The sequence below is a fragment of the Asticcacaulis benevestitus DSM 16100 = ATCC BAA-896 genome, assembly GCF_000376105.1.
In the GTDB taxonomy this organism is placed as follows: Bacteria; Pseudomonadota; Alphaproteobacteria; order Caulobacterales; family Caulobacteraceae; genus Asticcacaulis; species Asticcacaulis benevestitus.
The window spans coordinates 11971-27347 of sequence record NZ_AQWM01000033.1 but is presented as its reverse complement, the minus strand read 5'-3'; the positions used below and the strand labels follow the sequence as shown (position 1 = coordinate 27347).

Below are 15377 nucleotides of genomic sequence, written 5' to 3'. Positions count from 1 at the left end.
GGGCCGCCGGACGATTCAGGCAGACGACCTATGGAACAAAGTCGCAGGCTTTTCTTAAAATCGACCGCGACCCGATACCTGACCAGCGCTTTTCATCTCGACCATGCCGGTCAGCATGTCCTGCGCGTGAGCATGGTGGACCCGGGGCTGGTCGTTCAAAAGATTATCGTCAGTGGCGCGAGACTGCCCGACAGCGACTTCGGCCCGCCCGACAACAGACCGGTTTCATAGCACGGGCTCTAAGGCAAAATGCCCAGACTAGCTAGGGCACTATGATCTTGGTTCGGCTCAAGACCGTCTGCCTTTTTTGCTTGAGCTGCCTTTTGAGCGCTTCTATTTCCGCCGTCTCTGTCGCATCGAGCAGGTATTCCCGCACCCCCTCCAGATGCTCGCGCATGGCCTGACGGGCAGCGGATGGATTACGCGCCTTGAGCGCGCTGATGATGTTTTTGTGTTCAAGAATGCGGGCGCCAAGCCCTCCCCCGCGCGCCCGGGACATGATCTGGGTGGCAAGGGGAGATTTTTTGCGCAAATCCCACAGCAACTCTATGGCCGCGATCAGCGCGCCATTGTGCGTCATGGAGGCGATGTGGATATGGAAATTCCGATCCGCCGTTTCGCAAACGTCAGGGTCGGTCGATTCCATGTGAAGCACATAGTCGTTCAGAGTGTCGACATCATCGGCAGAGGCCGCTTCCGCCGCAAGACCGGCCGCATCGCCCTCGATAAGGATACGGGCTTCAACCAGCTCAAAAGCGCCTACGCTCAGATCGTCCGTCGGCAGATCCATGCCCTCGGACAGCTTGCCCTCACGGGCCTGTCCCTGAACGACGTAGATGCCGGAGCGATCACGGATTTCGACGATGTTGAGAATTTCAAGGGCGATCATGGCCTCTCGAATGGTGGGCCGGCTCACACCCAGGGAGTCTGCCAGATCGCGCTCCGGCGGCAGCTTGCCCGTCGCGGAAAAAGTGCCGTCCTTAATCATGGCGACAATCTGATCGGCAACATTTCGGTAAAGTCTGTTAGGGGCCTGGCCTGCCGACACGTTCATCTTCCTCCGTCCGGCGAAGCCAGATACGGTCATCAGTGTAGAATAGTTCTGTTGCGGGTTTCAAGCCATATCGAGCCGGCTCCAATTTGCAACGCCCTGTTTGCAACGCCCTGGCCCATGACAAAACGCCGGACCTGCCCCTTGAGGTAGGGGGTAGGCCCGGCGCAAGCGTTTAGAGCGTTCTAGTATTGAGCGCGCCAGCCAATCAGGATGGTTTGCCCCGGACTTTGGAAACCCGTCGTCATATTGGTATAGGTATAGTAGCTCTTGAAGCCTTGATTATCGAGGTTGGTCGCATCGAGCGTAATGCTCTGCTCGATGCCAAAAGCCTTGAATTTATAGGACGCCGACAGATCGATCTGGTGACGCGCTTCATTATTGGCGGCCAGGATAATATTATTGGCCTGCAGCGGCGCCCCGGTAACGACTTCGCTGACCTTCACATAGCTGAGGTGCGCAGAGAAGCCGCCATGCTCATAGTAACCGGTCAGATTATAGGTGTAGTCCGGGATACCGAAAGCATATTTAGCCGGTGTTACGCTGAAGTGCGTGTAGTTGGTGGTAAAGCCAAGCCCTTCAACCAGGTTATCCAGGGGCTGAACCCAAATCATTTCCTGACCTGTGAGTTTCATAATCTCTGTCAGGTTGGTCGGTTGCGTCATGTTAACGTTCGCGCCCGACACCAGAGACGGATTGGCCAGAGCAGCTGCCCAGGTGACGCCGGCATTGAGGGCCAGTCCCTGCTGCTGATTTTCATTCAGGGTTGAATAATCAACACCTAAAGAGGAAAAGGGCACAGAGTTCACCTTATTGAAGGTGAAGTTCTGGATGTCCTTCTTAAAGAAGGTCAGGCCGATATAGCCCGTCTTTCCTGTGTAGTACTCACCCCCGATATCGAAATTGTTCGAGTAGAACGGCTTCAGGTTCGGGTTGCCCGTATTTCCGGAAGACGCGGTGGTATCAAGGCTAAGCGACGAGGTCAGCAGCGCAGGATTCGCCCGGGTCATGGTTTTGGAAGCGGCAAAGCGCAGGTTGACGCTGTCCGTTACATTGGTGACAAAGTTGAACGAAGGCAGGACGTCTTCATAGCTGGCGTTGGTGCTCAGATAGACAATATTGCCGCCAATGACCGAAGGCGCCGTTACCTTCTGATCCGTCGACACAAAGCGTGCGCCGAAATTGGATCTGACCGGATAGGAGAAGAGCTGTCCGTTATAGGCTGTCATGGCATAGGCGCCCGTGATCGTTTCCTGGATCGTAGCCGCGCCGGCCCCATTATAGGAACCGCCTGTAGAGGTGGTGCCCTTCCCATTGATCAAAGAGTCATAGCCAACGGCTTTTGAAATCTTGTCAAAATTAGGGAAGACCCACTTGTTGAAGCCACCCCCGGACACATCGCCCGAATAGATGGAGCGTGTCATCGGCGTCAGATACTGGGACACATCCGATTCCGGTATGGCCGCCGCATAGGCGTCCTTCAAGGCCTGCGACAAGTCTATGACATTGATATTGCGTTGGTAATTATCATAGGCGTAGCCACCCTTGAACGTCCAATCGCCCAACTCCTTGCTGAGATCCAGGTGCAGCGCCTTGGTGACCGCATTGCGCTTGTCACGCTGCATGATGGTCTGGCCGACAAAGGTGCGCCAGCCAATGGTCGGATCATTCAGATTGACATTGGACGTAATGGTCGGGACGTCATTACCTTCAACATTTTCATAGGTAGCGGTAACATTAGATTGAAAAGGCGTGCGGTATTTCAAGAAGGTCACATTACGTTCGTAGGTCGAACGCATGAACGCCATTTCACCATCCAGCTTCCAGCTATTTCCAAACAACCATTCAAAACTGCCCTTGGCGCTCCAATAGGCGTTTTTGTCGCGGTAGAAGTTGGATTCCATGAAGAAGTTCGAATTGGCAAGCGTGGCCGATGTCACAATATCATTCTGGTCGACCTTCATGTTCAGAGGGATCATGCCGCCATTATAATCATCGCCGGGGCCGGTGCTGCGGAAGGTCAGCATCATATTGGTGCGTTCCGCGTCACGGTCACCACCGCCGCCGAGGATATCGAGGTTGAATTTCAGCGTCTCACTTGCCCGATACTCCAGGGCGATGAGGCCGACCTTCGTTTTCGACGTACCGTCAAGCAGGGAGGCACGGCCAAGGCGCGGCATCTTGGCGCCCTTCATCGTTGCTTCCGTCATGCCCGGATTTAAAGCGAGCAGGTCCGCTTCCGTCAGAGTGCCCGGCGTCAGGCCGTTGCCGGTGTAAGGATAGACCGTATTGCTCCAGGCCCACTGGTTAGAGCCTTCCGGATTGATGAAATTGCCGGACGCATCCTTGGTCACGGCAGGGTCGCACGCGCCGCAATAGTTGTTGAAGTTGGGATCGCCGAAACCAAGCGTTTCATAGCCGGATGTGTACAGCTTCTTTTCGCTCATCGAAATGCCGGCCAGCACGCCGAACTTATCCCACGTTTTGGACCATACGCCCGTTATACGCGGCGAGAACTTCTCCGAATTGACGCCATAGCTTTCCTGGATCGCCAGCGCGCCATGTTCGCCCTTACGGTCGAACGGCCGCACGTTCTGCAGGTTCACGGTTCCGGCCACGCCGCCCTCAAGCTCACTGGCGCTGGGCGTCTTGGAGACGTCAACCCGGTTGAAAAGGCCTGTCGGGAAGGAGTCGAGATCGACCTGCCGATTGGTCGAGCTCGAACCCGATATGCCGTTGTCGGTCGCCATGGCGATCCGGTTGCCGTTCATGGTCACCTGGGTGAAATTGGAAGGCAGGGCGCGCACAACGATTTGGGTGCCATCGCCCGTAAAGGCGTCGCGCTGCACGATCATGCCCGGCACACGTTGCAAGGCTTCAGCCATGTTCAGGTCAGGGAACTTGCCGATATCTTCCGAAAAGATCGTTTCCGTAAAATTGGTGGCGTTTTTCTTGGCCTTGGTGGCGCTTTGCAGCGAGCCGCGATAGCCCGTGATGATCACAACGGTGTCATCCGCCGGCGTCGCCGCCGCTGCCTCCTGTCCCGATGATTGGGCGCAGGCAGGCCATACGGCCAGACCGGCCAGAAAGGTCGCCCCTGTCAAAAACGCACGAAAACGCGCACCACGATGTGTTGTTGAATAGTCCATAATGTTCCCTCTTTTTTTATGTATTCATACCTGCAGCGCAGACACAAAGGCCGCCGGTCTCATCCGGTCTCTGTGTCGCGTGCCGCCTCTCCCCGAAAACTATCGGACAATGGGCCGCCAAAAGCGCAGGCATATACGCAATAGACTTGCGTATAGGCACATAACTAGAAGGTGAATTGGCGTTACGTCAAGTTGGCCTTACCAATTGATAAGGCGAGCTACATTTATGCAACACCGAAAGGCTTCGATGCAGCCATTAAAGGGCAACGGAAAGAATTACATATCCGAAAACGCCTTTGAATATTGATTACACTGGATAAAATATTACAAATCACCAAATGACCTTTAGATACCTCATTAACGGCCGGCCTTGATATTGGTAAGGCCTAAATACTGAAACACTTTATTGTACTACTTTTTACCTGTTGGTCTGACCAAGAGCACGCAAAACCTCCCTCATAGATTGTTAAGACGCGCGATCTGCGGACAGTGGGTGGCGAGCGCCCGCCCTTGACCAGTCAGAATGTCGCTTTCAGGCTCAGTACTTTTGTGACAGCGTCACGAACAGGCTGTCACCATACTTGTCGCCAAGCTCAGCCCGATCGGTGTGCGTATAGGTGAGAGACAGGCTTTGCTTGTGCTTGGTCGTGTAGGTCGCGCCCAGCAGGGCCGTGCTGTAATCGACGCTGCCGGCATTGTGGCGGAAGCCGGTGCCGGCCTGAACGCTGAAGTTCGGCCGGATCTTTTGTTCGAGCACGATCTCGGAATAGGTGGCCTCCTTCGCCTTGCCGTAATTATCAGGGCTGTAGGCCAGGGTCAGGCGCGCCGTGGTCATGGCCGCCAGCTTGTGAGACACATTGACCTCGTATTCCATGAAGTCGTTATCGACGCCCGGTTTGGTGCCGTTATACTGCTTGTAGATGGCGCGGGCCGTGACATCGTAGCCCTTGATAGCCGTCTTGTAACCGATCAGCGCCTGAACCTGATTATCGACGCCCGTGGACGGATCGCGCATGGACTTGAACAGGGTGCCAACGAAGACATTGCCATAGGCGAGTTGCGCGCCAGCGATATATTGCGCCTGACCATCGGTCTGGCTGACGCCGCGATAGATCCCGTCCGACAGAAAGGTGATCTGGCCGGAGAGCTTGGGCTGTAGCGCTTCGGCATGGGACGGTACGGCGGCTACGGCAAGGAGGGTGACGGCCATAAGGGCGGGCAGGCGAAAGGCTTCGGTGTACGACATGTCGTCTCCGTGGGGTGCAGGTTTATGTTTTTTAAGGAAAGAAGCCCCACCGGAAATGTGGCGAAATCGGCGGGGCTTTAAGTTTCAGAGGCGGGCCGGACTAGTCCGCGCTCTGCTCACCGGCCTGAAGGCCCGGCGTGAGGGTGGTGACCTGAGTAACCGGGGCAATGGCGCGTGGCTTACCATTGAGCGCCGCCTTGAAGACGTCCATATCAACGGCCTTCTCCCAGCGGCTGACGACAACCGTGGCGACGGCGTTGCCGATGAAGTTGGTGATCGAGCGACATTCCGACATGAAGCGGTCAACGCCCAGGATGATCGCCATGCCGGCCACCGGCACGGTGGGGACGACCGACAAGGTGGCGGCCAGCGTGATGAAGCCGGCGCCGGTGACGCCCGCGGCGCCCTTGGACGACAACATGGCCACCGAAAGCAGCAGCAACTGTTGCTCAAGTGTCAGGTGGATGTTGGTGGCCTGGGCGATGAAGAGGGCCGCCAGGGTCATATAGATATTGGTGCCGTCGAGATTGAAGGAATAGCCGGTCGGCACGACCAGGCCCACGACCGGACGGGCGCAGCCGGCCTTTTCCATTTTTTCCATCAGGCTGGGCAGGGCTGATTCCGACGACGAGGTGCCGAGCACCAGCAGCAGTTCGGCCTTGAGGTAGGCGATCAGCTTGAAGATCGAGAAGCCATTGAAGGCGGCGACGGCGCCCAGCACCACGACCACGAACAGGGCCGAGGTAAAGTAAAAGGTGCCGACAAGCGCCGCCAGGTTCACGACCGAGGCAATGCCATATTTACCGATGGTGAAGGCGAAGGCACCAAAGGCACCGATGGGGGCGACCTTCATCAGGATATTCACCATGCGGAAGATCGCCTGGCTGACCGATTCGAGCAAGCTGACGATCGGCTTGGCCTTCTCGCCGATCAGGATCAGCGAGATGCCGAAGAGGATAGCGATGAAAAGCACCTGAAGGATATTGCCCTGGGTAAAGGCCGAGACGAAGGTGTCCGGAATAATCCCCATCAGGAAGCCGGTGATCGTGCTCTCATGCGCCTTGGCGGCATATTCGGCCACCTTTTCGTTGTGCAGGGTGGCGGGATCGATATTCATGCCGTGGCCCGGCTGCACCACATTGGCAACGATGAGGCCAATGATCAGGGCCAGGGTCGAGAAGGTGAAGAAATAGGCGAAGGCTTTCCAGGTGACATTGCCGACACCTTTCAAGCTGCCCATGCCGGCGATGCCGGTCACGATGGTCAGGAAGATCACCGGCGAGATGATCATCTTCACCAGCTTGATGAAGCCATCGCCAAGCGGTTTCAGCGCCTCGCCGGTCTGCGGATAAAAATGCCCGATCAGGGCGCCGGCAGTGATGGCGATGATCACCTGAAGATAGAGGTGGCTGTACCACTTGCCCTTCTTGGCCGCCTCTTCGGGCGCCGGTACGGATGAACTGTAGGCCATGCCTGTCTCCTGTTGCTGAGCGGCAAGCCCTTAAAAGGATGATGCCGCGTTTCCTCGCCCTGGCGCTTTTCTGATGACGCCTCTGACCTTCGATCTTCGCGGCAACACCCGCCTCAAACAACGGAAAATTTCGCCACGCATAGGTATTTGTTTTTATTTGAAAAATTGCGATATCGGCCAATGGCGCGCGAAAATTTGTATTGATATCCACACACAGGCATGGCTTATTTGTGTGGATTTTCACACATCGGAGATCTCGACCATGGAACCGCCGACTCTCGTTAAGGCCTTGCTCCGTTTGTCACGCCGCACGCTTGCGCTCTTGAGCCTTAGCGTCCTTATTGGGCTCGCCCTGGTCGTCGCAGCCTATCACATCGCCTATGATCGTGCGCTTGATGGCCTGACTCAGGACGTCCGGACATCGGCGCAACTGCGCGCCTCAGCGCTGCAAAGCGAGATTGACAAACAACGCGCTGTCCCGGCGGTCCTGGCCTCTGACAGTGACGTGAAAGCCGCCCTGAAACAGCCGACACGCTCGGGTCTTGATCTTATCTCGGCCAAGCTGGAGAGCCTGCGTCACGAAACCCATGGCGCCGTCATCTATCTGCTCGACCGACACGGCGTCGCCGTCGCCGCCAGCAACTGGAACCGGCCTGAAAGCTTTGTCGGCTCGGCCTACGGCTTTCGCCGATATTTCAGCGATGCCGTCCGCCAGACCGAGGCGGCCGAATTCGCCATGGGCACGGTCAGCCACCGTCCCGGCCTGTTCCTGTCGCACAGCGTCGTGACGGAGGGCCGCCTGATCGGCGTCGTCGTGGTCAAGCTGGAGTTCGATAGCCTCGAATCCGACTGGGCCCGCCTCAAGGATACGGCCTTCGTGACCGATAACCGCCATCTGGTCATCATCACCGCGCAGGACAACTGGCGGTTCAAAAGCCCGCCGGCCGCCCCCCCTGATCAGATCAGTCTCGCGCTCGACGTCAAGGGCATGACCGGCTGGCAGCTTCACCTCTATCGCCCTGCCGAAGCGGCCCGTCAGGCCGGTCTGGCGGCGGCGGCGATTCTGCTGCTCGTTGAAGTCTTGCTGGCGGGTACGGTTCTGTGGGCCTGGCGACGACGCGAAAACCTGCGTCTCAAGGCGCAGTCCGATCAGGCCTATCTGACGCGTCTGGAGCGCGATGTCGGCGATCGCACCCACGCGCTGCGCTATGCCAATGACAAGCTGTCCGAAGAGATCGAGGAACGGCGCAACGCCCAGACGCGGCTTAACGAGCTGCAGGCCGATCTGGTTCAGGCCAACAAGCTGGCGCAGCTCGGCCAGATCACCGCCGGCGTGGCGCACGAAATCAACCAGCCGCTGGCGACCATCCGGGTTCTGGCCGATAACGCCCTGAGCGGTCTGAAACCGGCCGCCATCCAGACGAATCTGGAGACGATCGTGCGCATGAGCGAGCGCATCGGTCATATCACCGGCGAGTTGCGCGCCTTCTCGCGCAAGGCCACGGGCGAAAGCGAACCCACCTCTGTCAGCGAGGCGGTCGAGGGCTCGATCCTGCTCACGCACAGCCGGCTTAAATCGCACAAGGTCCGCTTTCAGCGCCCCAAAATCGACGCGGGTCTTAAGGTCTGGGGCGAGCGCGTGCGGCTGGAGCAGGTGCTCGTCAACCTGTTGCAGAACGCCTTTGAAGCAGTTGAGAGCGTCGCCAGCCCAACCGTTATCCTGCGCCTTGAGGATCAGGGCGACACCCTGCGCCTGATCATCGAGGACAATGGCCCCGGCCTGCCGGAAACCATTAGGAAGGCGCTGTTCATCCCTTTCAAGACCACCAAACCCAAGGGTCTGGGGCTGGGCCTCGTCATCGCCCGCGACATCGTCTCCGATTTCGGCGGCGAGCTGATGGCCGATAGCGACGTGGCGCAAGGCGCGCGCTTTATCGTTTCGCTGCGCAAGGTTTCGCCATGACCGCCGCCACGATCCTGTTTATCGACGACGACGACGATCTGCGCGCCGCACACGTGCAGGGGCTCGAACTGGCCGGCTTCACCCTCCGGTCTTTCGCCGGCGGACACGAGGCGCTGAAAGGCATCACGCCTGATTTCGCCGGCGTCGTGGTGACAGATGTGCGGATGCCCGGCATGGACGGTTTCGAGGTCTTCAAACGTATTCAGGCCATCGACGACACCATTCCGGTCGTGCTGATGACCGGGCATGGGGATGTGCCGATGGCCGTCAGGGCGTTGAAGGATGGCGCCTACGACTTCCTCACTAAGCCGTTCGCCATGGATACGCTGAGCGCGGCCCTGCGCCGCGCTCTTGAAGCGCGCCGTCTGATCCTGGAAAACCGCCAGCTCCGCGCGCTCTATACGGCTACCGGAGATGATGAGGACCGCCTCTTGGGTGAGAGCGCCGTCATGCAGCACCTGCGCCAGACGATCGCGCAGATCGCCGCGGCCGATGTCGATATCCTGATCGCGGGCGAAACCGGGGTCGGCAAGGAACGGGTGGCGCGCACCATCCATCGCCAGAGCGATCGCCGGCACAAGCCCTTCATTCAGGTCAATTGCGCGGTGATGCCGGATTCGATCTTCGCCGCCGAGCTCTTCGGCGTCGACTCCGGCGCGCGGCTCGAAGCTGGCGCGCCCTTGTCACGCCGCAGTGTGGGCAAGATTGAAAAGGCGCAGAAGGGCACGCTCTTTCTCGATGATATCGAAGGCCTGAGCCTGCCGCTCCAGGCCAAGTTGCTGCGCGTCGTCGAGGCGCGCGAACTGTGGGTTCTGGGCGCCGATGAACCGAGGCCGGTCGAGTTGCGCATCATCGCCTCAAGCCGCAGCGATCTCAGCCAGGCGGTGGAGGCCGGCGCCTTCCGGGCCGACCTGTATTACCGCCTGAGCGGCGTGACCCTCAAGGTGCCGCCGCTGAGAAACCGCAAGGACGACATTCTTTTGCTGTTCCAGCATGGTCTTGTCGCTGCGTCCGCCCGCCTGAAGCGCCCCGCCCCGCCCCTGACCGCGCAGCTCAGCCGCTATCTGCAGGCGCACGACTGGCCGGGCAATGTGCGCGAACTTGAACAATATGCCGAACGCTACGCGCTGGGGCTTGAGGTGGCCACAGCGGCCGAGCCGGATTCCTTCGATGGCGATCAGGGCTTGTCAGCGCGTGTCGCCGCCTTCGAGGCCGCCCTGCTGCGCGAAACACTGGCCGGCTGTCAGGGCCGTGCGGCGGAAGCCATGAAGCGCCTCAAGCTGCCGCGCAAAACCTTTTACGACAAGCTCAACCGCTACAGGATTGATATCCGGGCGTTCCGGTAAGGAAACAAAGCTGCCGAAACAGCCGCCACATTGTTATTTTACAAGCCGGCAGCGCATGACTGAAACGGCGGCGTGTCTGGCACGGCCGATCAAAGTTTCAGGAGATGACCATGGTAGATGCAGCAGATATTCAGGAACATGCGGACGTTATCGGCGCCGATGGCGTTCATGTTGGCACGGTGGACCGCGTTGAAGGCCATCGCATCAAGCTTAAAAAACTTGAGGTGGAAAGCAACGCGCACAAGGGCCATCACCACTTTATCGACCTCGGGCTTGTCGCCGATATAGAAGGCGATCAGGTGCGGCTGTCGGCCAATGCCGATGTCGCTGTGACGCTTGAGGAAGAAGAAGACGGCGATGGTGTCTGACATGCGGCGTCAAACGACATTCTGATGCCTTAGCGCACGTCATGAGCCGGTGCCGTGAAAACGCCTTTAGTGGCGCTCACGCACCGGCGCATCGTCTGCGTCAACGCTCATAGCCCGCACCAGTTCGAGGATCTTGCGGCGGCGGAGGGCCCCCTTGATGCGCGGAAAGGCCTCGGCCAGTTCGATACCCTCACCGGTGGCCAGGAAATCATGGACCGAGCGTTCCGATGCCGATTCCATGAAGGGCTCGCCGTTGCTGCCGGGTACAAAGCCTTCGTAAAAGTAGCTCACCGGCACTTTCAGGAAGAGCGCCATTTCATACAGCTTGGACGCGCTGATGCGGTTGGCGCCGCGCTCATATTTCTGCACCTGCTGGAAGGTCAGGCCGATCGACTTGGCCAGCGCTTCCTGCGTCAGGCCGAGGGACTTGCGCCGGGACCGCACCCGCATGCCGACATGGAGATCGACGGGGTTGATATCTTTTACTTCAGTTGACATACGCTTTAGCCTTACTCTGGTTCGTCGCGATACCCATCAACACGCCGCGAGACTTAAGCAAGCATACGCACGCTTCAGGCGATTGGATCTTCACTCATAACACGCTGTGAGTTTCTTTTTTGAACTTACAGCCTTTAAATGTCGAAATCCAGTACCTCGCCACTGATAATAAGACGAATCAGGCCGCCGTCATCTCATGCGCCTCGACCGAGTCGACGGTCCAGCTCGAACTGGTTCCCCGGCACCGCATCAGGAACTGATCGCCATTTTCCCACGGACGGCAGGTCGCGCGCGTACCCTTGATATCCAGATAGAGCCCGGTGATGTCGAAGCGCTCTACCACTGCCTCGATATTACGGTTCTCAAGCGTCAACTGAAGACGATCACCGCGGTGAAGTCTGCCGCCCTGAACGCAAAAAGTGGTTCCTACGGCGAGATTTTCACACTGACTTGAAGCTGAAAGTTGCATGGTTTCCTCCATATTTTGTCCATAAAATATGAGAAAAAACGCATTAAAAAGCCATGTGGTTCGCCATGCCCGCCGAACACGGTCGATCACGTTCGCGGCAAAATTTCGATGATATCGGCCAGCGCGACGAGGCACGATACACCCAGCGCCCGCGAACGTTCGATCGACCAGCCGCGTAAGCTGTCGGGCGCATCGTCGTGATCCTTGAACGGCATTTCCAGCGTCATGGCGATGGCGTTGAATCGCTCGGCCACGGCATTGGTCGAGACCTTCAGATTGGCCGCGCCGGGGCCGGGAATACCGTAGCCATAGGTCGTCTGGAAATCGGGCGTGCGGGCTTTCAGGCGGTCGAGATATGAAGCGTAGAGCGCGCCGCGCGCTTCGGTCCACGACGGCGTGCCCTCAAAACCCGCCATAAAGACGTGGGGGATAGCCTCATCGCCGTGTACATCGATGGCGAAATCGACGCCGCTGGCGTCCATAGCCTTGAGCACATAGAGAATTTCGGGGCTGCGCTCCGGCGTGGGCTCCGCCCATTCGCGGTTGAGATCGGTGCCCACCGCATTGGTGCGCAGATGGCCACGCGCGCTGCCATCGGGGTTCATATTGGGCACGATGTAAAAGGTGGCGGCCTCGCGCAGTTTCACCGCCACGGGATCATCGCCGGTCAGGAAGGCGATGGCGCCCTCCATCCACCATTCGGCCATGGTCTCGCCGGGATGCTGACGGGCATAGAGCCAGACGCGCTTCATGCCCGTGCCGAGGGTGAAAAGATCGAGGTCGCGGCCATCGAGCGTATGGCCAAGCACGGTGTGCGACACGCCTTCTTTGGCGGCGATTTCGGCCACGAAGGCGCGGTGACGCTCGCTTTGAAACGGTGCGAAATAGGCGAACCAGACCGTGTCGGTCGGGGGCGTGTGGCGGATGGTCAGCACGCCATCGGCGTAAGCGGTTTCGGTCTGGAGCCAGTCGGCATGATCGCTGCTGACGCGCGCACGGTAGTTTTCCCAGCCGCCGGTATAGGCCGAGCCGCCGGCATTGGTGAGGCGCAGCTCCAGGGGCACGCCGGCGGCGCCATCAACGCGGAAATGGAACCACTGATAATAGTGCGAACCGTTATCCGGCCGTATCGCCAGATCCCAACTGGCGCCCTCGCCGTTCAGAACCTCGATATTACCCCCATCGAAATGGGACGTGATGCTGATGGCCATGATCAGGCTCCCTTGGCGGCGATAACCGCTCCGTGATAAGTGCTGGCGATGAAATCACGCACCTTTTGCGACGTCAGGGCCTCGGCCAGCGCCGTGATGCGGGCGTCGTCCTTGTTGTCCGGACGGGCGACGAGATAGTTGAGATAGGGGCTGTCCGGCCCTTCGATGATCAGGGCATCCTTCTGCGGATCGAGCTTGGCGTCGAGCGCGTAGTTGGTGTTGATCAGCGCCATATCGACCTCGCCCAGCACGCGCGGCAACGACGGCGATTCCAGTTCCTTGAAGACGAAGTTCTTCGGATTGGCGACGATATCCTTCGGCGTAGCGGCAATATCGTTGGGGTCTTTCAGCGTGATCAGGCCGTGCTTGTGAAGCAGGATGAGGGCGCGGCCGGTATTGGTCGGGTCGTTCGGCAGGGCGATGACCGCGCCATTTTTCAGGTCGGCGATGGCCTTGACCTTGCGCGAATAGGCGCCAAACGGCTCGACATGGACGCCCACGATCGGCAGAAGATGGGTGCCGTGCTCGGAATTGAAGGCCTCAAGATACGGCAGGGTCTGGAAATAGTTGGCGTCGATCAGCTTTTGCTCAACCTGCATATTGGGCTGGACGTAATCGTTGAACACCTTGATCTGCATATCGATGCCCTTGGCGGCCAGATCGGGCTGCACCGCCTTCAGGATTTCAGCGTGCGGCACTGCGGTAGCGGCCACGGTCAGGACATCGGCTTTCGCAGCGGGTTTGGCGCAGGCCGAAACCGCCAGGGCCGACAGCACGAACAGACGACGAGACAGCATAGTTTTCTCCTTTTTTGACGCGCATCTTATCCCAAAAGGTGCGATCGACGTTTCACACCACTTTTGGGGATGCGCTTTATTTCCTATGGAAACGCGCCACCAGCGCATCTCCCAACATTTGCAGCCCCTGCACGAGCACCACGATCAGCGCGACCGTGACCACCATGACATCGGTCTGGAATCTTTGATAGCCATAACGCACGGCCAGATCGCCCAGGCCACCGGCCCCGACCACGCCGGCCATGGCGGTATAGGACACCAGCGCGATGGCGGTCATGGTGATGGCGGCGATCAGGCCGGGCATGGCTTCGGGCAGCAGGGTATGGACGATGATCTGGCGCTTGCTGGCCCCTAAGGCCTGCGTCGCCTCGACCACGGCGTGCTCGACCTCGCGCAGGGCGGTTTCGACCAGACGCGCGAAAAAGGGCGCCGCACCCAGAACGAGCGGCGGAATGGCGCCACGGACGCCCAAAGAGGTGCCGACCAGGGCCAGGGTCACCGGAATAAGCAGGATGAACAGGATGACAAACGGGATCGAGCGCAACACATTGACGATCAGGCTGAGTACGCCATAGGTGAAGCGGTTAGGCGCCAGGCCGGTCGGCGAGGTCACCGACAGCCATACCCCGACCGGCAGACCGAGGATAACGCTCAAAACCAGAGAGCCCAGCAGCATGGCGACGGTTTCCCAGCTCGCCAGCGCGATTTCACCACCGTCTATATGGCTGAAAAATTGCAGAAAATCACTCATATCAGTGCCTCCACGCGCACACCGCGCGTTTGCAGGCGCTCGATCACCAGGGCGCGATCCGCGCCGGTGATATCGACGATCAGGTGACCATAGGGCACGGATTTCAGCTCGGAGACCTGCCCGGCCAGAATGCTGAAACGGACATCGGCGCCTTGCGTGGCGGCGCTCAGGGCATCGCCCGTCACCACCTCACCGAAATAGGTCAGGCGCAGGCGGGTATCGGCCGCGCCGGAGATCGCCGGCGCATGCGGCAGAAGATGTTTGCCAAGCGCGCGCGCCGCATCGCTGACCGGATCGAACAGCACCTGCGCCACGGTCCCGACCTCAGCGAGCCGGCCCTCTTCGAGCACGGCGACGCAGTCGCAGATCTGGCGCACCACGTCCATTTCGTGCGTCACGATGACGACGGTCAGGCCAAGATCGCGGTTGAGTTCGGCCAGCAGGTCCAGCACGCCCTGCGTCGCCTCGGGATCGAGCGCGCTGGTCGGTTCGTCGCACAACAGGATATCCGGCGCGTTGGCCAGGGCGCGGGCAATGGCGACGCGCTGCTTCTGGCCGCCGGAAAGCTGCGACGGGTACTTGTCGGCGTGATCGCTTAAGCCCACCCGCGCCAGCAGATCATCGACGCGCTGATGGTCGGCGTCGGTCAGGCTTTTTTGGGCCAGCTTCAGGGCGAACAGCACGTTTTGGCGAGCGGTTTTCGATGACAGCAGCCCGAACGCCTGGAAGATCATGCCGAGCTTGTGACGCACCGCCGACAATTGCGCCGCTTTCAGCTTGCCGATATCGACGCCATTGACCTCGACCGTGCCGCGCGTCGGCGTCTCCAGCCGGTTGATCAGGCGCACCAGGGTCGACTTACCTGAACCCGACGGGCCGATAATCCCGAACACCTCACCGCGCGCGATGCCGAGCGAGACGCCTGACAGGGCATCCTGCGTCCGCCCCTTCAGGGCAAACCGCTTGGAAACATCATTGAACCGGATCAGAGACAAGGCACACCTAAAGAAAACTTGGACGGTTGGGTTTAGCGATCCGGCCCCGCGAGGTAAAGCGA

14 protein-coding genes are annotated in these 15377 nt (G+C 59.2%); 4 read left to right on the top strand and 10 right to left on the bottom strand.

The annotated features are described in order from the left end of the window. Window positions 1–30 precede the first annotated feature (30 nt). The gene (locus B060_RS0119460; protein WP_018083484.1) at window positions 31–231 is read left to right on the top strand and encodes a hypothetical protein; all 201 of its coding nucleotides are present in this window, start codon (window positions 31–33) and stop codon (window positions 229–231) included. A gap of 31 nt (window positions 232–262) precedes the next feature. Here the strand turns inward: B060_RS0119460 and B060_RS0119455 are convergent, their stop codons facing one another. From B060_RS0119455 to B060_RS0119440, 4 genes are all read right to left on the bottom strand, one after another. Beyond that, window positions 263–1054 (bottom strand): FadR/GntR family transcriptional regulator, encoded by a 792-nt coding sequence (locus B060_RS0119455; RefSeq protein ID WP_018083483.1) that lies wholly within the window; start codon window positions 1052–1054, stop codon window positions 263–265. A 182-nt stretch (window positions 1055–1236) separates the two neighbouring features. Beyond that, window positions 1237–4200 carry a TonB-dependent receptor gene (locus tag B060_RS0119450; protein WP_018083482.1) on the bottom strand — a complete coding sequence of 988 codons (2964 nt, stop codon included), beginning with the start codon at window positions 4198–4200 and terminating at the stop codon, window positions 1237–1239. A gap of 538 nt (window positions 4201–4738) precedes the next feature. Beyond that, window positions 4739–5446: a TorF family putative porin gene (locus B060_RS0119445; protein WP_018083481.1), complete on the bottom strand. Its 708-nt coding sequence runs from the start codon at window positions 5444–5446 to the stop codon at window positions 4739–4741. Between the two features lie 100 nt (window positions 5447–5546). Further along, the gene (locus B060_RS0119440) at window positions 5547–6917 is read right to left on the bottom strand and encodes a dicarboxylate/amino acid:cation symporter (RefSeq protein WP_018083480.1); all 1371 of its coding nucleotides are present in this window, start codon (window positions 6915–6917) and stop codon (window positions 5547–5549) included. A gap of 262 nt (window positions 6918–7179) precedes the next feature. On the opposite strand from B060_RS0119440, the gene B060_RS0119435 reads away from it, so the two are divergent. The 3 genes from B060_RS0119435 to B060_RS26765 all read left to right on the top strand — a co-directional run bounded on the left by B060_RS0119435 (window position 7180) and on the right by B060_RS26765 (window position 10594). After that, window positions 7180–8880 carry a sensor histidine kinase gene (locus B060_RS0119435; protein ID WP_162149117.1) on the top strand — a complete coding sequence of 567 codons (1701 nt, stop codon included), beginning with the start codon at window positions 7180–7182 and terminating at the stop codon, window positions 8878–8880. After that, window positions 8877–10226: a sigma-54-dependent transcriptional regulator gene (locus tag B060_RS0119430; RefSeq protein ID WP_018083478.1), complete on the top strand. Its 1350-nt coding sequence runs from the start codon at window positions 8877–8879 to the stop codon at window positions 10224–10226. Before B060_RS0119435 ends, B060_RS0119430 begins: the two co-directional genes overlap by 4 nt. 110 nt (window positions 10227–10336) lie before the next feature. After that, complete coding sequence (locus B060_RS26765) at window positions 10337–10594, top strand: DUF2171 domain-containing protein (RefSeq protein ID WP_081606944.1); 258 nt, start codon at window positions 10337–10339, stop codon at window positions 10592–10594. 66 nt (window positions 10595–10660) lie between these two features. On the opposite strand, the gene B060_RS0119420 is transcribed toward B060_RS26765, so the two are convergent. The 6 genes from B060_RS0119420 to B060_RS0119395 form a co-directional block, all read right to left on the bottom strand. Continuing rightward, window positions 10661–11092, bottom strand: coding sequence for a helix-turn-helix domain-containing protein (locus tag B060_RS0119420; RefSeq protein ID WP_018083476.1), 432 nt, complete (start codon window positions 11090–11092; stop codon window positions 10661–10663). Between the two features lie 178 nt (window positions 11093–11270). Continuing rightward, window positions 11271–11561 (bottom strand): hypothetical protein, encoded by a 291-nt coding sequence (locus B060_RS0119415; RefSeq protein ID WP_155847637.1) that lies wholly within the window; start codon window positions 11559–11561, stop codon window positions 11271–11273. An 86-nt stretch (window positions 11562–11647) separates the two neighbouring features. Further along, window positions 11648–12772 (bottom strand): M14 family metallopeptidase, encoded by a 1125-nt coding sequence (locus B060_RS0119410; RefSeq protein WP_018083474.1) that lies wholly within the window; start codon window positions 12770–12772, stop codon window positions 11648–11650. 2 nt (window positions 12773–12774) lie between these two features. After that, window positions 12775–13569, bottom strand: coding sequence for a MetQ/NlpA family ABC transporter substrate-binding protein (locus B060_RS0119405; protein ID WP_018083473.1), 795 nt, complete (start codon window positions 13567–13569; stop codon window positions 12775–12777). A gap of 76 nt (window positions 13570–13645) precedes the next feature. Then, the gene (locus tag B060_RS0119400) at window positions 13646–14320 is read right to left on the bottom strand and encodes a methionine ABC transporter permease (RefSeq protein ID WP_018083472.1); all 675 of its coding nucleotides are present in this window, start codon (window positions 14318–14320) and stop codon (window positions 13646–13648) included. Continuing rightward, entirely contained in the window at window positions 14317–15309 is a 993-nt protein-coding gene (locus tag B060_RS0119395) for a methionine ABC transporter ATP-binding protein (protein ID WP_026172993.1), read from the bottom strand. Before B060_RS0119395 ends, B060_RS0119400 begins: the two co-directional genes overlap by 4 nt. Between the last annotated feature and the right edge of the window lie 68 nt (window positions 15310–15377).

Bases quoted from the DNA above. Each gene is read 5' to 3' on its own strand.
- B060_RS0119440 (WP_018083480.1), bottom strand. From the start codon at position 6,917: ATGGCCTACAGTTCATCCGTACCGGCGCCCGAAGAGGCGGCCAAGAAG.
- B060_RS0119410 (WP_018083474.1), bottom strand. From the start codon at position 12,772: ATGGCCATCAGCATCACGTCCCATTTCGATGGGGGTAATATCGAGGTT.
- B060_RS0119460 (WP_018083484.1), top strand. From the start codon at position 31: ATGGAACAAAGTCGCAGGCTTTTCTTAAAATCGACCGCGACCCGATAC.
- B060_RS0119415 (WP_155847637.1), bottom strand. From the start codon at position 11,561: ATGCAACTTTCAGCTTCAAGTCAGTGTGAAAATCTCGCCGTAGGAACC.
- B060_RS0119435 (WP_162149117.1), top strand. From the start codon at position 7,180: ATGGAACCGCCGACTCTCGTTAAGGCCTTGCTCCGTTTGTCACGCCGC.
- B060_RS0119400 (WP_018083472.1), bottom strand. From the start codon at position 14,320: ATGAGTGATTTTCTGCAATTTTTCAGCCATATAGACGGTGGTGAAATC.
- B060_RS0119405 (WP_018083473.1), bottom strand. From the start codon at position 13,569: ATGCTGTCTCGTCGTCTGTTCGTGCTGTCGGCCCTGGCGGTTTCGGCC.
- B060_RS0119445 (WP_018083481.1), bottom strand. From the start codon at position 5,446: ATGTCGTACACCGAAGCCTTTCGCCTGCCCGCCCTTATGGCCGTCACC.
- B060_RS0119455 (WP_018083483.1), bottom strand. From the start codon at position 1,054: ATGAACGTGTCGGCAGGCCAGGCCCCTAACAGACTTTACCGAAATGTT.
- B060_RS0119430 (WP_018083478.1), top strand. From the start codon at position 8,877: ATGACCGCCGCCACGATCCTGTTTATCGACGACGACGACGATCTGCGC.
- B060_RS0119450 (WP_018083482.1), bottom strand. From the start codon at position 4,200: ATGGACTATTCAACAACACATCGTGGTGCGCGTTTTCGTGCGTTTTTG.
- B060_RS26765 (WP_081606944.1), top strand. From the start codon at position 10,337: ATGGTAGATGCAGCAGATATTCAGGAACATGCGGACGTTATCGGCGCC.
- B060_RS0119420 (WP_018083476.1), bottom strand. From the start codon at position 11,092: ATGTCAACTGAAGTAAAAGATATCAACCCCGTCGATCTCCATGTCGGC.